Genomic DNA, 14,761 nt, shown 5'->3' with positions numbered 1-14,761 from the left:
GTTTTGAAGTTTGCAGGGTGAAGGGTAAAGTCTCAAACGAGGTCAGTTGGCCGCGTCCCGTAGCCGTGACCATTGGTGATACAAACGCAAGTCAACGTCCTCGGTCACGAACGACACGTGGCCATCGCCCCAAAGGAAATTGGCTCCGCCAGGGTGTCGACTTGAATAGTCGCCTTCATCGGCCAGTGGGTTGTTGATGCCTTCGAGCGCCGATCCGACCAAGCGAGCCGCCGCGTCTTCACCGGCGAGACTGACTCCGATCCACGTCGATGGAACTTGTGCCATCGTGCGTTCGCCGACGACCAGAGTGTTCGATAAACCGCGACCGAAATCGCGAAAGCGTCGGGACTTGTTTTCAATGAATGCACCGTCGCCGATCGGAGCGGGAATGTCATCGTCGGCTTCGAGCGTTCCGAACATCGCCACGTAGTTGACCGTCGGTAATCGCACCAAAGCGGCCGGCTCTGTACTCACGTCGAGAGCAGCGGCCATCGACGCCGGCCCTTCGTCATCTTCGTCTTCGTCGTCTTCGTCGTCTTCAAACAACGTGAACATCGGCTCGGTGATGTCGGACGGGCACAGCATGATGGCCAGCGATGTCTCGCGTGCTTTGTCGTGTCGCGGATCATCAATCGGCAGCTCGACGTTGATTTGACCCGCCAGTGCGGGCTGTTCCAAGTACGGCAGCAGCGGCACCACCCATCCGTACGCTGAAGAATCGGTCGGGCCGAACGTCCATCCAGCCGGCAACTCTTTCTTGGCCGAATGGTGGCTGTGCATCGCCAGCCCGACTTCACGCAGATGGCTGGTGCATTGCACTCGCCGAGCGGTCTCGCGGGCGGCTCCCAGAGCGGGCAACAGCAGTCCGGCGAGAATGCCGATGATCGACATCGTGACGAGCAGTTCGAGCACAGTAAAGCCGGCTCGCCGAGTGATCAGTAAAGCGTCGAGAGGCCGACGGTAGGTTTGTCTATTCATCTTGTTGAACCACGTCCTTGCCGGTTGATGGACGAATGATACGAATTATTTAGTTGTTCAACAACCCTGGTTTCGACCGAGTCAAACGAATACGCTCAAGGACACACCTACACCAATGAGGCCGATGGACGACTTGGCGGACGAGCGTGATCAATGATTTGGTTTCCGGACGGCCACATGGTCTTCGAGATCGAGCTGCGTTATATCCGAAACTTGCTGACAGCCGTTCGCACGGTAATTTCGGTCTGCGTCAGTCATCGAAGCGCGGCGACGAACGTCGCCAGTTCGTCGGTATCCTTTACTCCGATCGCGGTGACAAGCCGAGAGCCGATTCGCCAGGTTGCGGCGAGCTGAGCGTCGAGCTGCGTGACCCGGCAGACTTTTTCTCGGCACTTAATGTTGATGCTCGGCTCGCCCTCGAACCAATCATCCATCTTGGACTTGTGCTCAAAAATGGCGACCTGCGTTTGATCAGCACGCTGCCAAACCGCCTGGACGCATTTGCAACACGGCATGTCCAACACAACCAGCTTGTCGCACGAGTATCCACTGGGGGGCGGGTCAACATTGCGCGGCCGGTATCCGACGAGCTCTACCGCCTCTTCCACCGAAACGGTCTGGCCCGAGTATTGGGAGACAAGATGCTCCTGCGCCGCCAGTGGGCTTGAATCTAACAGTTGAGCGTAATTCACCAGCGGATCATGCGGATGGCTGGCCGGTTGAAACATCCAGACCAGTCCGACGCCAATCAGCAACACGGCCGCCATCGCAAACAAGCTCCATGATCGTCTCTGATCAAACCTCGACCTCGATTTTAGATCAACGGTGTCGTTGTTGACTGATTCAGGCAACCGTGGCTCTTTCAATTGAGCGGCGATCCGGTCCCAAAGGTCGTGCGGCGGACGAGCAGAAGAAAGGCTTCGAGCCGCATCCGAAAGCATGCGGATATCGGCCAATTGGTCCGAACATGGCGGACAGTTTTCTAAGTGCGATTCGACTTCAGCCCGCTGGTCGCGTGGTAACTCGTGATCGAAATAGTGCGAGAGCAACTGCTCGATTTGTTGGCAATCCATCTGATTGCTCCACCGGAGAATCGAATTCGACCGATCAAGTGTCGGCCCATGGTTTTTGATGCCATTGGTCCGCCACTTCTTCACGGTTCTTCACGGGAAAACGGCAACCAAGGAAACAATCGCAAGGAGAACAAGCCTGGGAAAAAAACTGTGAAGAACCGAGCGTCCCGTTGCATCCAAATACCAGTAAGGCGAGCAAAGGTGGCCAAGTCTACCTGAACCGTTTGTTTCCCAAATCCCTGACGACTAGAGGTGGAAGTCATGTTATTGAAATCGGTAGCTGCTGGTGTTTTGTCGCTTGGTCTCTTTGGTGCAGCCGCGTTTGGTTTGCCAGCAGCGGATGTCCCGCCGACTGCGACCCCGGCGGCGGTTCCGCAGGTCCAAGAGGTCGATTTCTCGACTGAGTTGGCTGGCAACCATTGCTGTGCAAAACGGGCCTACTGCTGCACTATCAAGCGAAGTTGCTGCGGAAGTTCAGCGGTCGTTGAAAACGACAACTGAACGTGGTCGGGTGACTTATTTGGATCGCCAGCGTCGTCAGACCGCTGGTGATCGTTGTAATCCAATTCCATCTGTCGGGAGAGCATCCAATGAGCACGGGCACAATCACCGCGACTCGACGAGGTTCGCGCAAGCGACAGGGATCGAAAAAGCACGGCGGGATCCAACCTCCTAACGAAGAGTCGCCACACGAGACGGCCGACGATTCAGGGCTGCCCCGTGAAGTCGATCTTCTCAAACCCGACGTGTCGGCAGAGCAGCCCTGCTATTGCTGTATCGTCGCTGCGGTTCGCCGCACTTGGTCGTCCAGTAGCTATACGGCGCTGAAGCGAGTTGAGTGTCGCTTCGAGGACGGCATCCTATTTATCCGCGGCACAGTTAACAGCTTTTACCACAAGCAAATGGCTCAGGAATTGGTCCGTTGCATTGATGGAGTCAAGCAGATCGTCAACGAACTAGAAGTATCGCCCCTTTGCAACACAAGTAAGAATGAGCATGACAACGAGGAAGATTGAAGCCGAAGGATCGCTGGCGACATCGGCGACCGTTGCCTATTTCTCGATGGAAATCGCGATTGATCCGGCAATGCCGACGTACAGCGGCGGACTGGGCGTGTTGGCGGGCGACACGTTGCGAGCCGCTGCGGACTTGAGCGTTCCCATGGTCGCCGTCACGCTGCTGCATCGTCATGGGTATTTGTCACAATCCATCGACAACGACGGTTGGCAGCACGAATCACCTGTGGAGTGGGTGCCAGCAGACTTTTGCGCCGAACAGTCCGAGCGTGTTCAGGTTGTGATCGAGGGTCGCACCGTCCACGTGCGTGCATGGCAATATGACGTGCATGACGGCGGTGGGCACGTCATTCCAGTTCTGTTACTTGATACCGACTTAGATGAAAACTCGGCTGAAGATCGAACACTGACGCACCGTCTTTACGGAGGCGATGATCGTCATCGGCTGTGCCAGGAAGTTGTGCTCGGTATCGGTGGCATCCGCATGCTGCGTGCGTTGGCTTACCGACGGGTTGTCCAGTATCACATGAATGAGGGTCACGCCGCGCTGCTTGGCCTTGAACTGTTGGACGAGCGAGCCAAGAGTTTTGAAAGGGACGTTTTCACGAGCGACGATGTGCAAGCCGTGCGTCGACAATGCGTCTTCACCACTCATACTCCTGTGCCCGCCGGTCACGACCGGTTCGACCTGAATCCCGTGGGGCGAGTCCTCGGTCGAACCGACCTATTCGACATGCACGAAGTGTTCTGCTGCAGTGGTGAGCTGAACATGACGTACCTCGCACTCAACCTCAGCCACTACGTCAACGGTGTTGCCAAGAAGCATGGCGAAGTCTCAAGGCAAATGCTGACGCCGAAGGACGCCGAACATCACTATCAAATCGACCACATCACCAATGGAGTTCACGCACGAACCTGGGCGGCGCGATCGTTTGCCAATCTGTTTGACCAATGGCTACCGGGATGGCGTGAGGACAGTGCAAGCCTTCGCGGAGCAGTCGCTGTTCCCGAGAACGAAGTATGGCAGGCCCATCAGGCGGCCAAGCTTGATTTGATTGACGAGATCAACTCACGCCAAGCAATCGCGTATGACCCAGAAACGCTGACGATTGGGTTTGCCCGTCGTGCAACGGCGTACAAGCGCGCGAATCTACTAGTGAGCGATCCCGGCAGGCTTCGCCAGATCGCGGAGGAACATGGACCTCTGCAATTGGTTTTTGCAGGCAAGGCGCATCCCCGCGACGAAGAGGGCAAGCGACTGATACAGCAAATCGTCCGTATGAAGGACACCCTCACGCCAGAAATCAAAATCGTCTATCTCGAAAACTATGACTGGGAACTGGCTCGCCTGCTGGTTGCTGGCGTTGATGTTTGGCTCAACACGCCGCAGCCTCCACTCGAAGCATCTGGTACGAGCGGAATGAAAGCGGCGATCAATGGCGTACCAAGCCTGAGCATTCTGGATGGTTGGTGGATCGAAGGCTGCGTCGATGGCGTCACCGGATGGTCCTTTGGCGATGCATCGCCAGCAAAGCCCGGCGATGTGAAACGATTTCACGAAGACGCCGCCGCCCTGTTCGGAAAGCTCGACGAGGTCGTCGCCCCGACGTACTACCGCAACCGCGATGCGTGGGTGCGAATCATGTCGCACGCGATCGCATTGAACGGCTCACATTTCAACACTCAGCGGATGGTCCAACAGTATGTGCTGAAGGCTTATTACAAGTCGTAGGGATCGCGAGCGACCATGAAGACAATCATCCAAGGAGACTTATCATGCAGCGCATTTTCCATCCGACTGATTTCTCGAGTGGCGGCGAGTCGGCTTTTGTTCATGCATTGAAGCTTGCCGTCGATGCCAACGCTTTGCTCGAAGTGCTGCATGTGGATCGGCACCCAGAACATGTAACGTGGGACGATTTCCCCCAAGTGCGCCAAACACTCTCGCAGTGGGGCTTGCTTCCCGATTGGGCGCTACCCGAGGACGTTGAACGCCTAGGAATAGGCGTTCACAAGGTGTTGCTGGCCGGAAAAGATCCAGTCAGCGAAATCCTGAAGCATCTGCGTTTTCATCGCCCAGACTTGATCATCATCGCAACGCATCATCGTGAGGGAATCGACCGATGGCTGCACCAAGACATCTCAAAGAAGATCGCACGCTCATCCCATACGAGTTGCCTGTTCGTCCCACACGGTGCCGACGGTTTCGTCGCTCGTAAAGACGGGAGTATCGAAATGCATAAAGTTGTCGTGCCGATCGCATTAGAACCTGACGCGGTAGCCGCTATTGCGCAGTCTTGGGCGTTAGCCAGCCTGCTTGATTGCAAGTCCGTCACGGCGACTCTTGTTCATGTCGGCGACGACGAAAACGTAATCAGGAACCTCGCGATTCCCGACATTGATGGTTGGACGTGGGAGCTTGTCGTCGAAGATGGTGATCCGGCCGCTCAGATTCTCAAAACCGCAGATGATCGCGGAGCCGATCTGATTACGCTAGCGACGCAAGGTCACCTCGGCTTTCTCGATGCCCTTCGCGGCAGCACCTCGGACCAAGTCGTGCAGAAAGCATCCTGCCCGATCCTTGCGGTCCCTGCGGAATGGCATGGGGAACAGCGACCAAATCTCCATCCCATGTGAATAAATCGTTCACCATGTTTATTCGCAGAACTTTCCAAACTGACTGAATATCTGGACCTGATCCAGCATCCAACTTGTAGTCCATCAATCAATCTCAAATTTCAGGAAAAACGAATGTCCGAACAAACGACTCCATCCAAAGCCGACACCGAGCAGGCCACAGAATTTGAGTGCCATGCCCCCGAGGCTGAAAAGGTTTTTCTGGCAGGTTCATTTAATGAGTGGAATCCCGAAGTGACACCGATGGATAAGACCGACAATGGGAAGTGGACCGCCAAACTCAAGCTAGAGCCAGGACGCTACGAATTCAAGTTCGTCGTCGACGGTCAGTGGTGCTGCGAGGCTAATTGCCATGCCAGTGCCGAATGCCCGCAATGTGTCCCTAATGACTTTGGAACGATGAACCGCGTCTGCGAAGTCGCCTGATCAATACCCACCACATTTCATGTTCGAGGACCCGATGAACTGCCAACGTAACCAAATCGTCCGCGCCGTGATCGCCGTTCTCATTAGCCTGCCAGTGGCTTCCATGGCGATGGCTCAAGAAGAAAAGGCCGCAACCGATCACGTTGATTTGCGGTACTTTCAAAAGAAGCTGGAGCTGGCGGAACATGATCTGGAAACGGCATTGGAAGCCAACCGCCGCATCCCCAACATGAACTCGAAGTTGTCGATGCTGAGGCTTGAGAACCAGGTGGCTTACGCGACGCAGTTGCTTCAGCAGGCAGGAAAACACACGGATCACGACCTGCATAAAAGTCATCTTCAGTCAGTTAAGAACGACGTCATCCTTGCCGAGCAACAGCTTTCTTGGGCGAGGAAAGCAAGTGGTTATCTTCGTAGCGACCAGGTAAAGCGGTTGGAACTTACCGCTCAACTCGCGCGTCTGGCATTGGAACGAGCGGAACAGCCAAAAATCACTGCCGATCCTTTGCATCACTTGCAATGGCAGATCGACCGATTGCGTTCTGAATTGCTGAGCTTGCAGGTCGAGTTTTAACGCACGCGATCGGGGCACTAGAAATTCGGCAATCCAATGATACAGAAAACAATCCAGTCGCATTGCCGTCACTGTGGTACAGATGTGACGTCAATACCACGCGGACGTCCAGTGCAGGGACCAAGTTGGGAGCCGGACGAGGGCACGCCACGACCGCTAGGCGTTACATGGCTGGAGCAGGAACAAGCGTACAACTTCGCCATCCATGCAGGCAATGCTCGTAGCGTCACGCTTTTGATGTATCTCAAAGACGAACTGCGCGTTCCATGGCACTCCGTCGAGCTTGATCCGCTGAAGAACAAGTCGGGGCCGATTTGGCACTGCCGTGTCCCTATCTCTGAAGCAGGCGATGCGGAATACTATGCTTACCAAGTCGATGGGCCGGTCGAAGGTGCTGCTCTGCCATGGCACGCTTTCGACCCAGAAAAGATATTGCTCGATCCATACTCACGTAGTGTTTTCTTCCCGGAATGCTTCAACCGCGAAGCAGCCCGCTCACCCGGTTCCAATGCGGGTCGCGCTCCATTGGGGCGGCTGGATGTTTGCCGTTGTCCGTTCGACTGGGGAAACGAGCCAAGGATTCGACATGGTTCGGACTTAGTGATCTACGAAATGCACGTGCGTGGATTCACACGCGACCCCTCTTCCAATGTTGATCCGAGTAACCGCGGCACGTTCGCTGGCGTCGTGGAAAAAATTCCGTACCTCAAGGAGCTTGGCGTCACCGCGGTTGAATTGATGCCGGTCTTTCAGTTCGATCCGGAAGACAACAACTATTGGGGCTACATGCCGCTCAACTTCTTCTCGCCCCATCACGCCTACTCGTCTCACCACTCGTCTTGCGAGCAACACAGCCAGTTTCGCGAGATGGTTCGTGAGCTGCACGCGGCCAAAATCGAAGTCATCTTGGACGTCGTCTACAACCACACATGCGAAGGCGATCATCGCGGGCCGACCTACAGTTACCGTGGAATCGACAACGACGTCTATTACGTTGCCTCAAGTGATCCCGCCTCGCCCTATGCGAATTTCAGTGGCACCGGCAACACTCTCGATACGTCGCATCCCACCGTCCGGTCGCTCATCGTCGATAGCCTGCGATACTGGGCAAAGGAGATGCACGTTGACGGATTTCGTTTTGATCTTGCATCCGTTTTTTCAAGGGACTCGGAAGGCAACATCAATCTGCAGCAGCCACCATTGTTTGATCAAATTGCGAGCGATCCGGATCTGGCCAATGTCCGATTGATCGCTGAGCCATGGGACGCCGCCGGACTGTACCAACTGGGCAGCTCGTTCCCCGGTCAGACTTGGATGCAATGGAACGGTCGCTATCGTGACACGTTGCAACGTTTCGTTCGAGGCGATGCGGGGATGCTTCCGGACCTGATGACAAGGTTGTACGGAAGCAGTGACTTATTTCCTGATCACCCTTCGCAGTCATACCGACCATTCCAGAGCATTAACTACGTTGCGTCGCACGATGGCTCCACGCTCTACGATCTCGTCTCGTACAACGACAAGCACAACGAAGCCAATGGCCAAGGCAACCAGGATGGCCCGAAAGAATTCAGCTCAAATAGCGGCTGGGAAGGCGACGCTGACGCTTCCCAGTCGGTGCGAGACTTACGCAAACGCCAAGTCAAAAACTTCTGTTGCCTATTGATGCTTTCGGCTGGGACGCCGATGTTCCGCATGGGCGACGAATTCATGCAAACGCAGGGCGGCAACAACAATCCTTACAACCAAGACAACGAAGCAAGTTGGCTCGACTGGCATCGACTCGAATCCAACCAAGAAGTGTTTCGCTTCTTCAAGCAGATGATCGCCTTCCGGAAAACGCATCCATCCATTGGACGATCGACGTTTTGGCGAGACGATATCTGCTGGTTTGGTGCTGAAGAACCGACCGTCGACATGTCGGCTCAGTCGCGGGTACTGGCTTATTACCTGAGAGATTCGCGGAGCTGCGGTGGCGATCTGTACGTGATGATCAACGGCTCGAAGGAAGCACGTTCCTTTGTTATTCATCCACGAGATTGCGATTGGCAACGGGTCATCGACATTTCGCTGCCCAGTCCACTCGATATCCAATGCGACACATCAAACCCGGTCATCAACCAGCACGCCTACCGTGTCAATCCACGCAGCGTGGTTGTCTTGCAGCAATCCACCCCATTCAGAGGAGATACACAACGATGAAAACTTATGCACTCTGGCTGACATTGGTTGTCGTGGCGACTACCAACGCCGCCGCAAAAGAATGGTCTGACTCGACCGGGACTTACAGCATCACCGGTGACATGATTGCTTTTAGCGACTCGACCGTGGTGCTCAAGAAGGCCAACAGCGATCTGGTGGCCGTACCACTGGAGAAACTATCGAAGCAGGACCAGGAATACGTTGACAAAGAAGCCGCAAAGCTGGTTCAATCGACCGGAAGCAAGCAAGTTTGGACGCTGAAGTCTGGCTTGAAAATGCCGGGCCGAATCGTTGGCTTTGACAAGCACCCGGTCGTGATCCAACGACGACTCGGGCGCGTCTACGTCAACGACCGCCGATTCGACAAGATGCCTGGTGTTTACCGAGCCATCATCCCCAAGATCGTGGAGCATTTCACAGGCGAAGAAATCGCTGGCGAGAAGGAGCTTGAACAATGGGTGAGGAAACTCAAAGGAAAACCTCGCATATTTGAATGCGCCGGCGTGATGATTGAGCTAGAGGATGGTGATTTGTATTGCGCGCCGTTCTTCCTGTTCACCGATGAGGTCGTCAGCGTGCTCAAGCCAGGCTGGGAGCGTTGGCTGGCGGCCAAAGAAGACTATGAAGCGAAAGAGCAGGAATCGTTCCTCGCGCACGCCCAGGCAGAAGCGTATCAACGCCAGCAGATGCGAGCGCAGCAAATACAGCAGTTACAACTCAACCTGCAAGCCTACGACGCGGGCGCGTTTGATCTCTGGGAAGTCAGAATGGAGCCATCACCCGGCGTCTATGGGATGCCACTGAGTGTCGTCGTTCCGGCCCGAAACAACATCCAAGCCGCCCAAATCGCAAAGCATCAAAATCCAAACTACGTCGTCGGCCCAATGCGAGTTGTTCCACGGAGGAATTGAAAGTAACGTCGAGAGCTAGTGAAATGCATAGCGCCGGCTTCGATGCTGGCCTCTTTGCATCGTGCGCCTGCTCGGCTCGATGACTGTCAATGGCCGACGACGACGGGCAAGCGATTGGCGACGCTCTGCACGGTGTTGATCTAGCAACTGGCTTTCCCTTCGTTTGACGACCAAATTGTCACGTCATGGGCGAGTTGGTATGCGAATTGCCTGATTAGCGGCCGGCCATGCAAGAATGACAGGACAAAGCGGGCAGCATTTGCCGATAAACCGAAGTGGACGCAAGGCTAGCTCTAGCCTACAATTTAGCTAATTGACTCTAAATTAAGAAATACCAAAGGACACGATGTATCGGCTGCTTTTCCTATCGTTTATCGCACTGCGAGTTGTCGCGTGCCCGGTCTGTTGCCAGGGTGCGTTTGACAATCGTGTTGTAAGCGATGTGGCAGTTGTGCATCATTCTTGTGGTTGTTCTGGTGAACAGAACGCGACTTGCGATGACGATGGCGTTCCACCAGCGGAATCACCTTGCCCTTGCGAAACGGGATGCGAGTGTCAGGTCACGCCTGAGCTGAACCATCGGACGATGGTTGATTTTCAGCTCGCCGTGAATCTCGCTCCGCTGAAATTGGAGTCGCTTGATCTCTCTGAGGGCTTGGTTTCTCGATTCGAGCATCAGCCTCGTCCATTCGATCTCTTGACGGGTCGCTCGGTGCGCGTTGCGCACTCTTCTTGGCTGCTCTAAGCCGCGACTAGAACGCTTCGTTTGCTGACCGGCGAACTCGGTTTGTAATTCCGGCTACGGATGTGCTTACTCGGGATCTAGCTTCTGGTCGGCGGCGTTGTTGGTCGTTGTATGCGCTCGCGGTTGTTGCGTGCGCTGCTTGCACCGTCTTTAGTCAGCAAGGTTTTCCAATGAGTCATCCGATTGCCGATGCGCCGAGGAAAAGTTCTCGGCAACAGTCAGTGGAGTCCTCCGTCAATGGTCGCACAGTTCCTGCCCCCGAAACTGAATTTAGTCAGGACGCCAAATCGAAACGTTGGGGTCCCATTCGCCGCGGCATCTCGTTGGTCCTCGGTAGTATCGGACCAACGCTGGTTTTGGCCGGGTTCGCTGCCGTGTTTTGGTATGGCCATCACAACGATTGGCGGATTCCCAAATTCGCCGCGCTGACCGGTGATGTCGAGCCGGTTGTCGATGATTGGTGTGAAGAACATTCGGTGCCGGAGTCCATTTGCGTCGAGTGCGACCCAACGTTGATGGCCAAGGGGCCGGATTACGGTTGGTGCAGCGTCCACGGCGTTCACAATTGTACGCTCGACCATCCCGACGTTGCTCAGCTCAAGGAAACGCCATCGGTTTCGGCGGAGGATTTGGAACGTGCGGCGCGTGCGTTGGCGATTGCGCCTCGCAAAGAAAACAACAGTGCTTGCGAGGTCTACCAGACACGCATCCAGTTCGCTTCGATCGAGTCGGTTCAACAGGCTGGCGTCGATGTTGAACTGGTCGAGCGTGCCCCGATCACCGAGTCGATCGTTGGTAACGGAGAAATTATCTACGATCCAACGCGACAGGCGAGCATGGCGTCGCGGGTGCCGGGAAGCGTTTGGAAGGTCACGAAGAACGTGCGCGATCCGGTGGAGGTTGGTGAAGTTCGTCTCACTGGGAAGGTTGTTGCCAAGTCGTCTTTGTTCGCGACAAGGACTACTTCGTCAGCCCCGACAGCTACAAGGTTTTCCATGTCCGCTCGGTTCGTTTGGGAGCGGTCAATGGCGATGTGACAGAAATTCTTTCGGGTGTATTGCCGGGCGAAGTGATCGCGACCGACGGCAGCGACGTGCTGCGGGCACAACTCCTCAAGAACAACCTTGGTGCAGGCTGCGACTGCGTCGCCGAACAAGGATTGCACGGATGCTCAACTACCTCATTGTTTAGGCATTGGCAAGACGTTGGGCATCACGGCGATGACCGTGTTCGGTTTCCTGCTACTGAAACTGACGCGCGGAACTGCCGCACTTCCAGTGAACGACGAAACCGGCGAGCGTCTGACGTGGGGAGATGTGCCGGTCATCGGACTTCTGGGCGCAATGGGTTTTACGGTGGCACTATTTGTGGCCGAGGCGGCCGGCGGTCAGGACTCGCTCAAGCTTGGAGCGCTGGCGAGTTTTGCCTATCTCGGTCTTGCGGTTGTCCTGGGAAAACTGCTGCGAAACTCCACTTCACTCGACCATTGAATCACAGCAAGGCAAAACGAAATGGACTGGAAAATTGAACTGATGTTTGCGGTACGGGCTCTGGTCGCAGCCGCTCTGGGCGGCTTCATCGGTTGGGAACGTGAATGGCACGGCCGAGAAGCCGGAATTCGGACCTACGCCTCGGTGGCTCTTGGTTCCTGTTGGCCACGTCTTAAAGTGACCAAGATACAAGGACCTGCTATGAAAAGACAATCTTTACTCCGAAGCGATAACAAATGAATAAGGTCAAAATAGAACTCAGTTTTCTGCTGCCCGGCGTTCCGGATGCCCGTGACGAATGCGTCGAACGTATTCGCGAACGGTTGCGGGAGCATACCGGGATTGATGACGCGCATATCTCGGCAGCGGACGAGAGCCAGCCGGATCGACTGTGCATCCACTTCAATCCGGATGCGATGTCAGTGGCTGACGTGCGACGAATCGCCCGTCAGGAAGGCGCGAAACTGGAAGAACGTTACGGTCACTTCGTCACATGTATCGAAGCGATGCATGCCCGACGAGCGTCCGCCATCGAATCTCGACTTGGTCGCGTCGATGGCGTGCTGGAAGCCGTCGTTACGCCGGACGGTGCGTTGCGTGTCGAGTATGACCGAGAGGTCACGTCGGAGGGCAGAATCGCGACCGCTCTACGAGAATGGTCGCGGCAAACCGAGCAGCCACGCGATGACCATGCCGGGCACGACCACGCCCACGGTGGCATCTTCGGACCGAAGTCGGAACTGGTCTTTGCAATCCTCTGTGGTGCGTTCCTATTGATCGGTTGGCTGATCGCAACATTCGCCGAACTGAGCGAATGGATTCCGCTGGGTTGCTTTGTCGCCGCTTACGTCTTCGGAGGTTACTATACCGTCACCGAAGCGATCGAGAAAATTCGAGCGAGAAAATTCGAGATCGACTTCTTGATGCTCGTCGCCGCTGCCGGTGCCGCATCCTTGGGAGCGTGGGCCGAAGGTGCGTTGCTTTTGTTCCTGTTCAGTATTGGCCATGCGTTGGAAGGCTACGCGATGGGGCGAGCCAAACGTGCCATTGAAGCCTTGTCCGAACTCGCGCCGAAGACAGCACGGGTTCGACGCGATGGCAACGAATCAGAAATTTCCGTCGAAGAGCTAGTCGTTGGGGATGTCGTCATCATCAAACCCGACGAGCGAGTTCCCGCAGACGGTTTTGTGATCGCCGGTGAGTCCAGCATCAATCAGGCTCCGATCACCGGCGAAAGCGCGCCCGTCGATAAACGCCCCGTTGACGACGTCGCCGCTGCCGCATCCGATCCCGAGTCGCTTCCGCCAGAGCATCGAGCATTCGCGGGAACGATCAACCAATCGGGTTCGCTCGAAATACAAGTCACTAAACTCGCATCCGAAAACACACTGGCCCGCGTCGTCACGATGGTCAGCGAAGCGGAAACGCGGGTTTCGCCAACGCAGAAGTTTACCAAAAAATTCGAGCGTTACTTCGTTCCTTCAGTTATTGCCGGTGTCGTACTGTTGCTGTTCGCACCGTTCGTCATCGACGAGACCTTCAGCGAATCGTTTTACCGAGCGATGGCGGTTCTCGTCGCTGCCAGCCCATGTGCATTGGCGATCGCGACGCCGAGTGCGGTGCTCAGCGGAGTAGCTCGGGCGGCAAGCGGCGGTATCCTGGTCAAAGGTGGTGAGCCGTTGGAGAGTCTTGGCAGTCTCGAAGCGATTGCTTTCGACAAGACCGGCACGTTGACCGAAGGCGAACCGAAAGTGACAGACGTTGTCGCGGCAGATGGCGTCGAGGAATCGGAATTGCTGCGAACCGCAATCGCTGTCGAAGACCTGAGCAAGCACCCACTGGCGAAAGCCGTCGTGCGTGACGGGAAGGAGAGATTGGGGGAAGGAGAGTCTGGGAGTGGGAGAGCGATTCCCGATGCGACCGATTTGCAGAGCATCACCGGACGCGGCATACAAGCGACAGTCGAGGGAGACATCGTTCACATCGGCAAAGACGATTTGTTCACTGAAGTCGACGGGCTGCCGCTACCAGATAGCGTCCGCGAGATTCTCGAATCGCTAGAAGAGAACGGGCGGACGACCATGATCGTCCGGCGTGGCGATCGTTACCTCGGCGTGATCGGTTTGATGGACACACCCCGTGAAGCTTCCAAGCGAACCATCGCAAGACTTCGCGAAATTGGCATCGAACGGATGATCATGATTTCGGGCGACAACCAAAAGGTCGCCGACGCGGTCGCTAAGGAAGTCGGTCTCGACGAAGCCCGCGGCGATTTGATGCCGGATGACAAGGTCAACGAGATCAAGAAGCTGCAAAGCGAAGGCGGCGTCGCAATGGTCGGAGACGGAGTCAATGACGCGCCGGCCATGGCATCTGCGTCCGTCGGCATCGCGATGGGAGCCGCCGGTAGCGACGTCGCCCTCGAAACCGCTGATGTCGCCTTAATGGCAGACAACCTCGACCACTTGCCGCTCGCCATCGGCCTCAGCCGCGCCACTCGCCACATCATTCGTCAAAACCTCTGGATGAGTCTCGGAATGGTCGCGTTCCTCGTCCCCGCCACGATCCTCGGTCTCAACATTGGTCCCGCAGTTGCATTGCACGAAGGCAGCACTCTCGTTGTCGTCTTCAATGCATTGCGACTATTGGCTTACAAACAATAGAGGTTATTCGCTACAGGACGACAACATTGCAACTCGACGAGAACAT

14 protein-coding genes and 1 pseudogene are annotated in these 14,761 nt (G+C 55.7%); 13 read left to right on the top strand and 2 right to left on the bottom strand.

Annotated features, from left to right (window positions below):
• Positions 1 to 42 precede the first annotated feature (42 nt).
• Together Enr13x_RS35435 and Enr13x_RS35430 are read right to left on the bottom strand one after the other, a co-directional pair.
• Positions 43 to 978 (bottom strand): DUF1559 domain-containing protein, encoded by a 936-nt coding sequence (locus Enr13x_RS35435; protein WP_145391658.1) that lies wholly within the window; start codon positions 976 to 978, stop codon positions 43 to 45.
• A gap of 254 nt (positions 979 to 1,232) precedes the next feature.
• Complete coding sequence (locus Enr13x_RS35430) at positions 1,233 to 2,051, bottom strand: anti-sigma factor (RefSeq protein ID WP_145391657.1); 819 nt, start codon at positions 2,049 to 2,051, stop codon at positions 1,233 to 1,235.
• A gap of 261 nt (positions 2,052 to 2,312) precedes the next feature.
• On the opposite strand from Enr13x_RS35430, the gene Enr13x_RS39250 reads away from it, so the two are divergent.
• The 13 genes and pseudogenes from Enr13x_RS39250 to Enr13x_RS35370 all read left to right on the top strand — a co-directional run bounded on the left by Enr13x_RS39250 (position 2,313) and on the right by Enr13x_RS35370 (position 14,715).
• Positions 2,313 to 2,552, top strand: a complete 240-nt coding sequence (locus Enr13x_RS39250) for a hypothetical protein (protein WP_231743977.1) — start codon at positions 2,313 to 2,315, stop codon at positions 2,550 to 2,552.
• A gap of 89 nt (positions 2,553 to 2,641) precedes the next feature.
• Positions 2,642 to 3,067 carry a BON domain-containing protein gene (locus Enr13x_RS35425; protein ID WP_145391656.1) on the top strand — a complete coding sequence of 142 codons (426 nt, stop codon included), beginning with the start codon at positions 2,642 to 2,644 and terminating at the stop codon, positions 3,065 to 3,067.
• Positions 3,042 to 4,799: an alpha-glucan family phosphorylase gene (gene glgP / locus Enr13x_RS35420; RefSeq protein ID WP_315856976.1), complete on the top strand. Its 1,758-nt coding sequence runs from the start codon at positions 3,042 to 3,044 to the stop codon at positions 4,797 to 4,799. Before Enr13x_RS35425 ends, glgP begins: the two co-directional genes overlap by 26 nt.
• Before the next feature lie 44 nt (positions 4,800 to 4,843).
• Complete coding sequence (locus Enr13x_RS35415) at positions 4,844 to 5,704, top strand: universal stress protein (RefSeq protein ID WP_145391654.1); 861 nt, start codon at positions 4,844 to 4,846, stop codon at positions 5,702 to 5,704.
• Between the two features lie 114 nt (positions 5,705 to 5,818).
• On the top strand, positions 5,819 to 6,130 hold the full coding sequence (locus tag Enr13x_RS35410) for a glycogen-binding domain-containing protein (protein ID WP_145391653.1): 312 nt from the start codon (positions 5,819 to 5,821) through the stop codon (positions 6,128 to 6,130).
• A 34-nt stretch (positions 6,131 to 6,164) separates the two neighbouring features.
• On the top strand, positions 6,165 to 6,704 hold the full coding sequence (locus Enr13x_RS35405; RefSeq protein ID WP_145391652.1) for a hypothetical protein: 540 nt from the start codon (positions 6,165 to 6,167) through the stop codon (positions 6,702 to 6,704).
• Between the two features lie 36 nt (positions 6,705 to 6,740).
• Positions 6,741 to 7,142: pseudogene (locus Enr13x_RS39990) on the top strand (hypothetical protein); the annotation flags it as partial.
• 180 nt (positions 7,143 to 7,322) lie between these two features.
• A complete protein-coding gene (locus Enr13x_RS35400; protein ID WP_390621124.1) occupies positions 7,323 to 8,906 on the top strand; it encodes a glycogen debranching protein in 1,584 nt (527 codons plus the stop codon).
• Complete coding sequence (locus Enr13x_RS35395) at positions 8,798 to 9,817, top strand: SHD1 domain-containing protein (RefSeq protein ID WP_231743976.1); 1,020 nt, start codon at positions 8,798 to 8,800, stop codon at positions 9,815 to 9,817. The genes Enr13x_RS35400 and Enr13x_RS35395 overlap by 109 nt, the downstream gene beginning before the upstream one ends.
• 915 nt (positions 9,818 to 10,732) lie before the next feature.
• Positions 10,733 to 11,599 carry a hypothetical protein gene (locus Enr13x_RS35385; protein ID WP_231743975.1) on the top strand — a complete coding sequence of 289 codons (867 nt, stop codon included), beginning with the start codon at positions 10,733 to 10,735 and terminating at the stop codon, positions 11,597 to 11,599.
• Between the two features lie 90 nt (positions 11,600 to 11,689).
• Entirely contained in the window at positions 11,690 to 12,052 is a 363-nt protein-coding gene (locus Enr13x_RS35380; protein WP_145391649.1) for a Na+/H+ antiporter NhaA, read from the top strand.
• Between the two features lie 21 nt (positions 12,053 to 12,073).
• On the top strand, positions 12,074 to 12,292 hold the full coding sequence (locus tag Enr13x_RS39985; protein ID WP_145391648.1) for an MgtC/SapB family protein: 219 nt from the start codon (positions 12,074 to 12,076) through the stop codon (positions 12,290 to 12,292).
• Positions 12,289 to 14,715: a heavy metal translocating P-type ATPase gene (locus Enr13x_RS35370; protein ID WP_145391647.1), complete on the top strand. Its 2,427-nt coding sequence runs from the start codon at positions 12,289 to 12,291 to the stop codon at positions 14,713 to 14,715. The genes Enr13x_RS39985 and Enr13x_RS35370 overlap by 4 nt, the downstream gene beginning before the upstream one ends.
• Positions 14,716 to 14,761: the final 46 nt, after the last annotated feature.

It is taken from the genome of Stieleria neptunia, assembly GCF_007754155.1.
Classification (GTDB): Bacteria; Planctomycetota; Planctomycetia; order Pirellulales; family Pirellulaceae; genus Stieleria; species Stieleria neptunia.
The sequence above is the reverse complement of the archived record's forward strand: the minus strand, read 5'-3'. Positions and strand labels throughout refer to the sequence as shown.

Coding starts and splice junctions, on each gene's coding strand:
- Enr13x_RS35435 (WP_145391658.1), bottom strand. CDS start 978: ATGAATAGACAAACCTACCGTCGGCCTCTCGACGCTTTACTGATCACT.
- Enr13x_RS35430 (WP_145391657.1), bottom strand. CDS start 2,051: ATGGATTGCCAACAAATCGAGCAGTTGCTCTCGCACTATTTCGATCAC.
- Enr13x_RS39250 (WP_231743977.1), top strand. CDS start 2,313: ATGTTATTGAAATCGGTAGCTGCTGGTGTTTTGTCGCTTGGTCTCTTT.
- Enr13x_RS35425 (WP_145391656.1), top strand. CDS start 2,642: ATGAGCACGGGCACAATCACCGCGACTCGACGAGGTTCGCGCAAGCGA.
- glgP (WP_315856976.1), top strand. CDS start 3,042: ATGAGCATGACAACGAGGAAGATTGAAGCCGAAGGATCGCTGGCGACA.
- Enr13x_RS35415 (WP_145391654.1), top strand. CDS start 4,844: ATGCAGCGCATTTTCCATCCGACTGATTTCTCGAGTGGCGGCGAGTCG.
- Enr13x_RS35410 (WP_145391653.1), top strand. CDS start 5,819: ATGTCCGAACAAACGACTCCATCCAAAGCCGACACCGAGCAGGCCACA.
- Enr13x_RS35405 (WP_145391652.1), top strand. CDS start 6,165: ATGAACTGCCAACGTAACCAAATCGTCCGCGCCGTGATCGCCGTTCTC.
- Enr13x_RS35395 (WP_231743976.1), top strand. CDS start 8,798: ATGCGACACATCAAACCCGGTCATCAACCAGCACGCCTACCGTGTCAA.
- Enr13x_RS35385 (WP_231743975.1), top strand. CDS start 10,733: ATGAGTCATCCGATTGCCGATGCGCCGAGGAAAAGTTCTCGGCAACAG.
- Enr13x_RS39985 (WP_145391648.1), top strand. CDS start 12,074: ATGGACTGGAAAATTGAACTGATGTTTGCGGTACGGGCTCTGGTCGCA.
- Enr13x_RS35370 (WP_145391647.1), top strand. CDS start 12,289: ATGAATAAGGTCAAAATAGAACTCAGTTTTCTGCTGCCCGGCGTTCCG.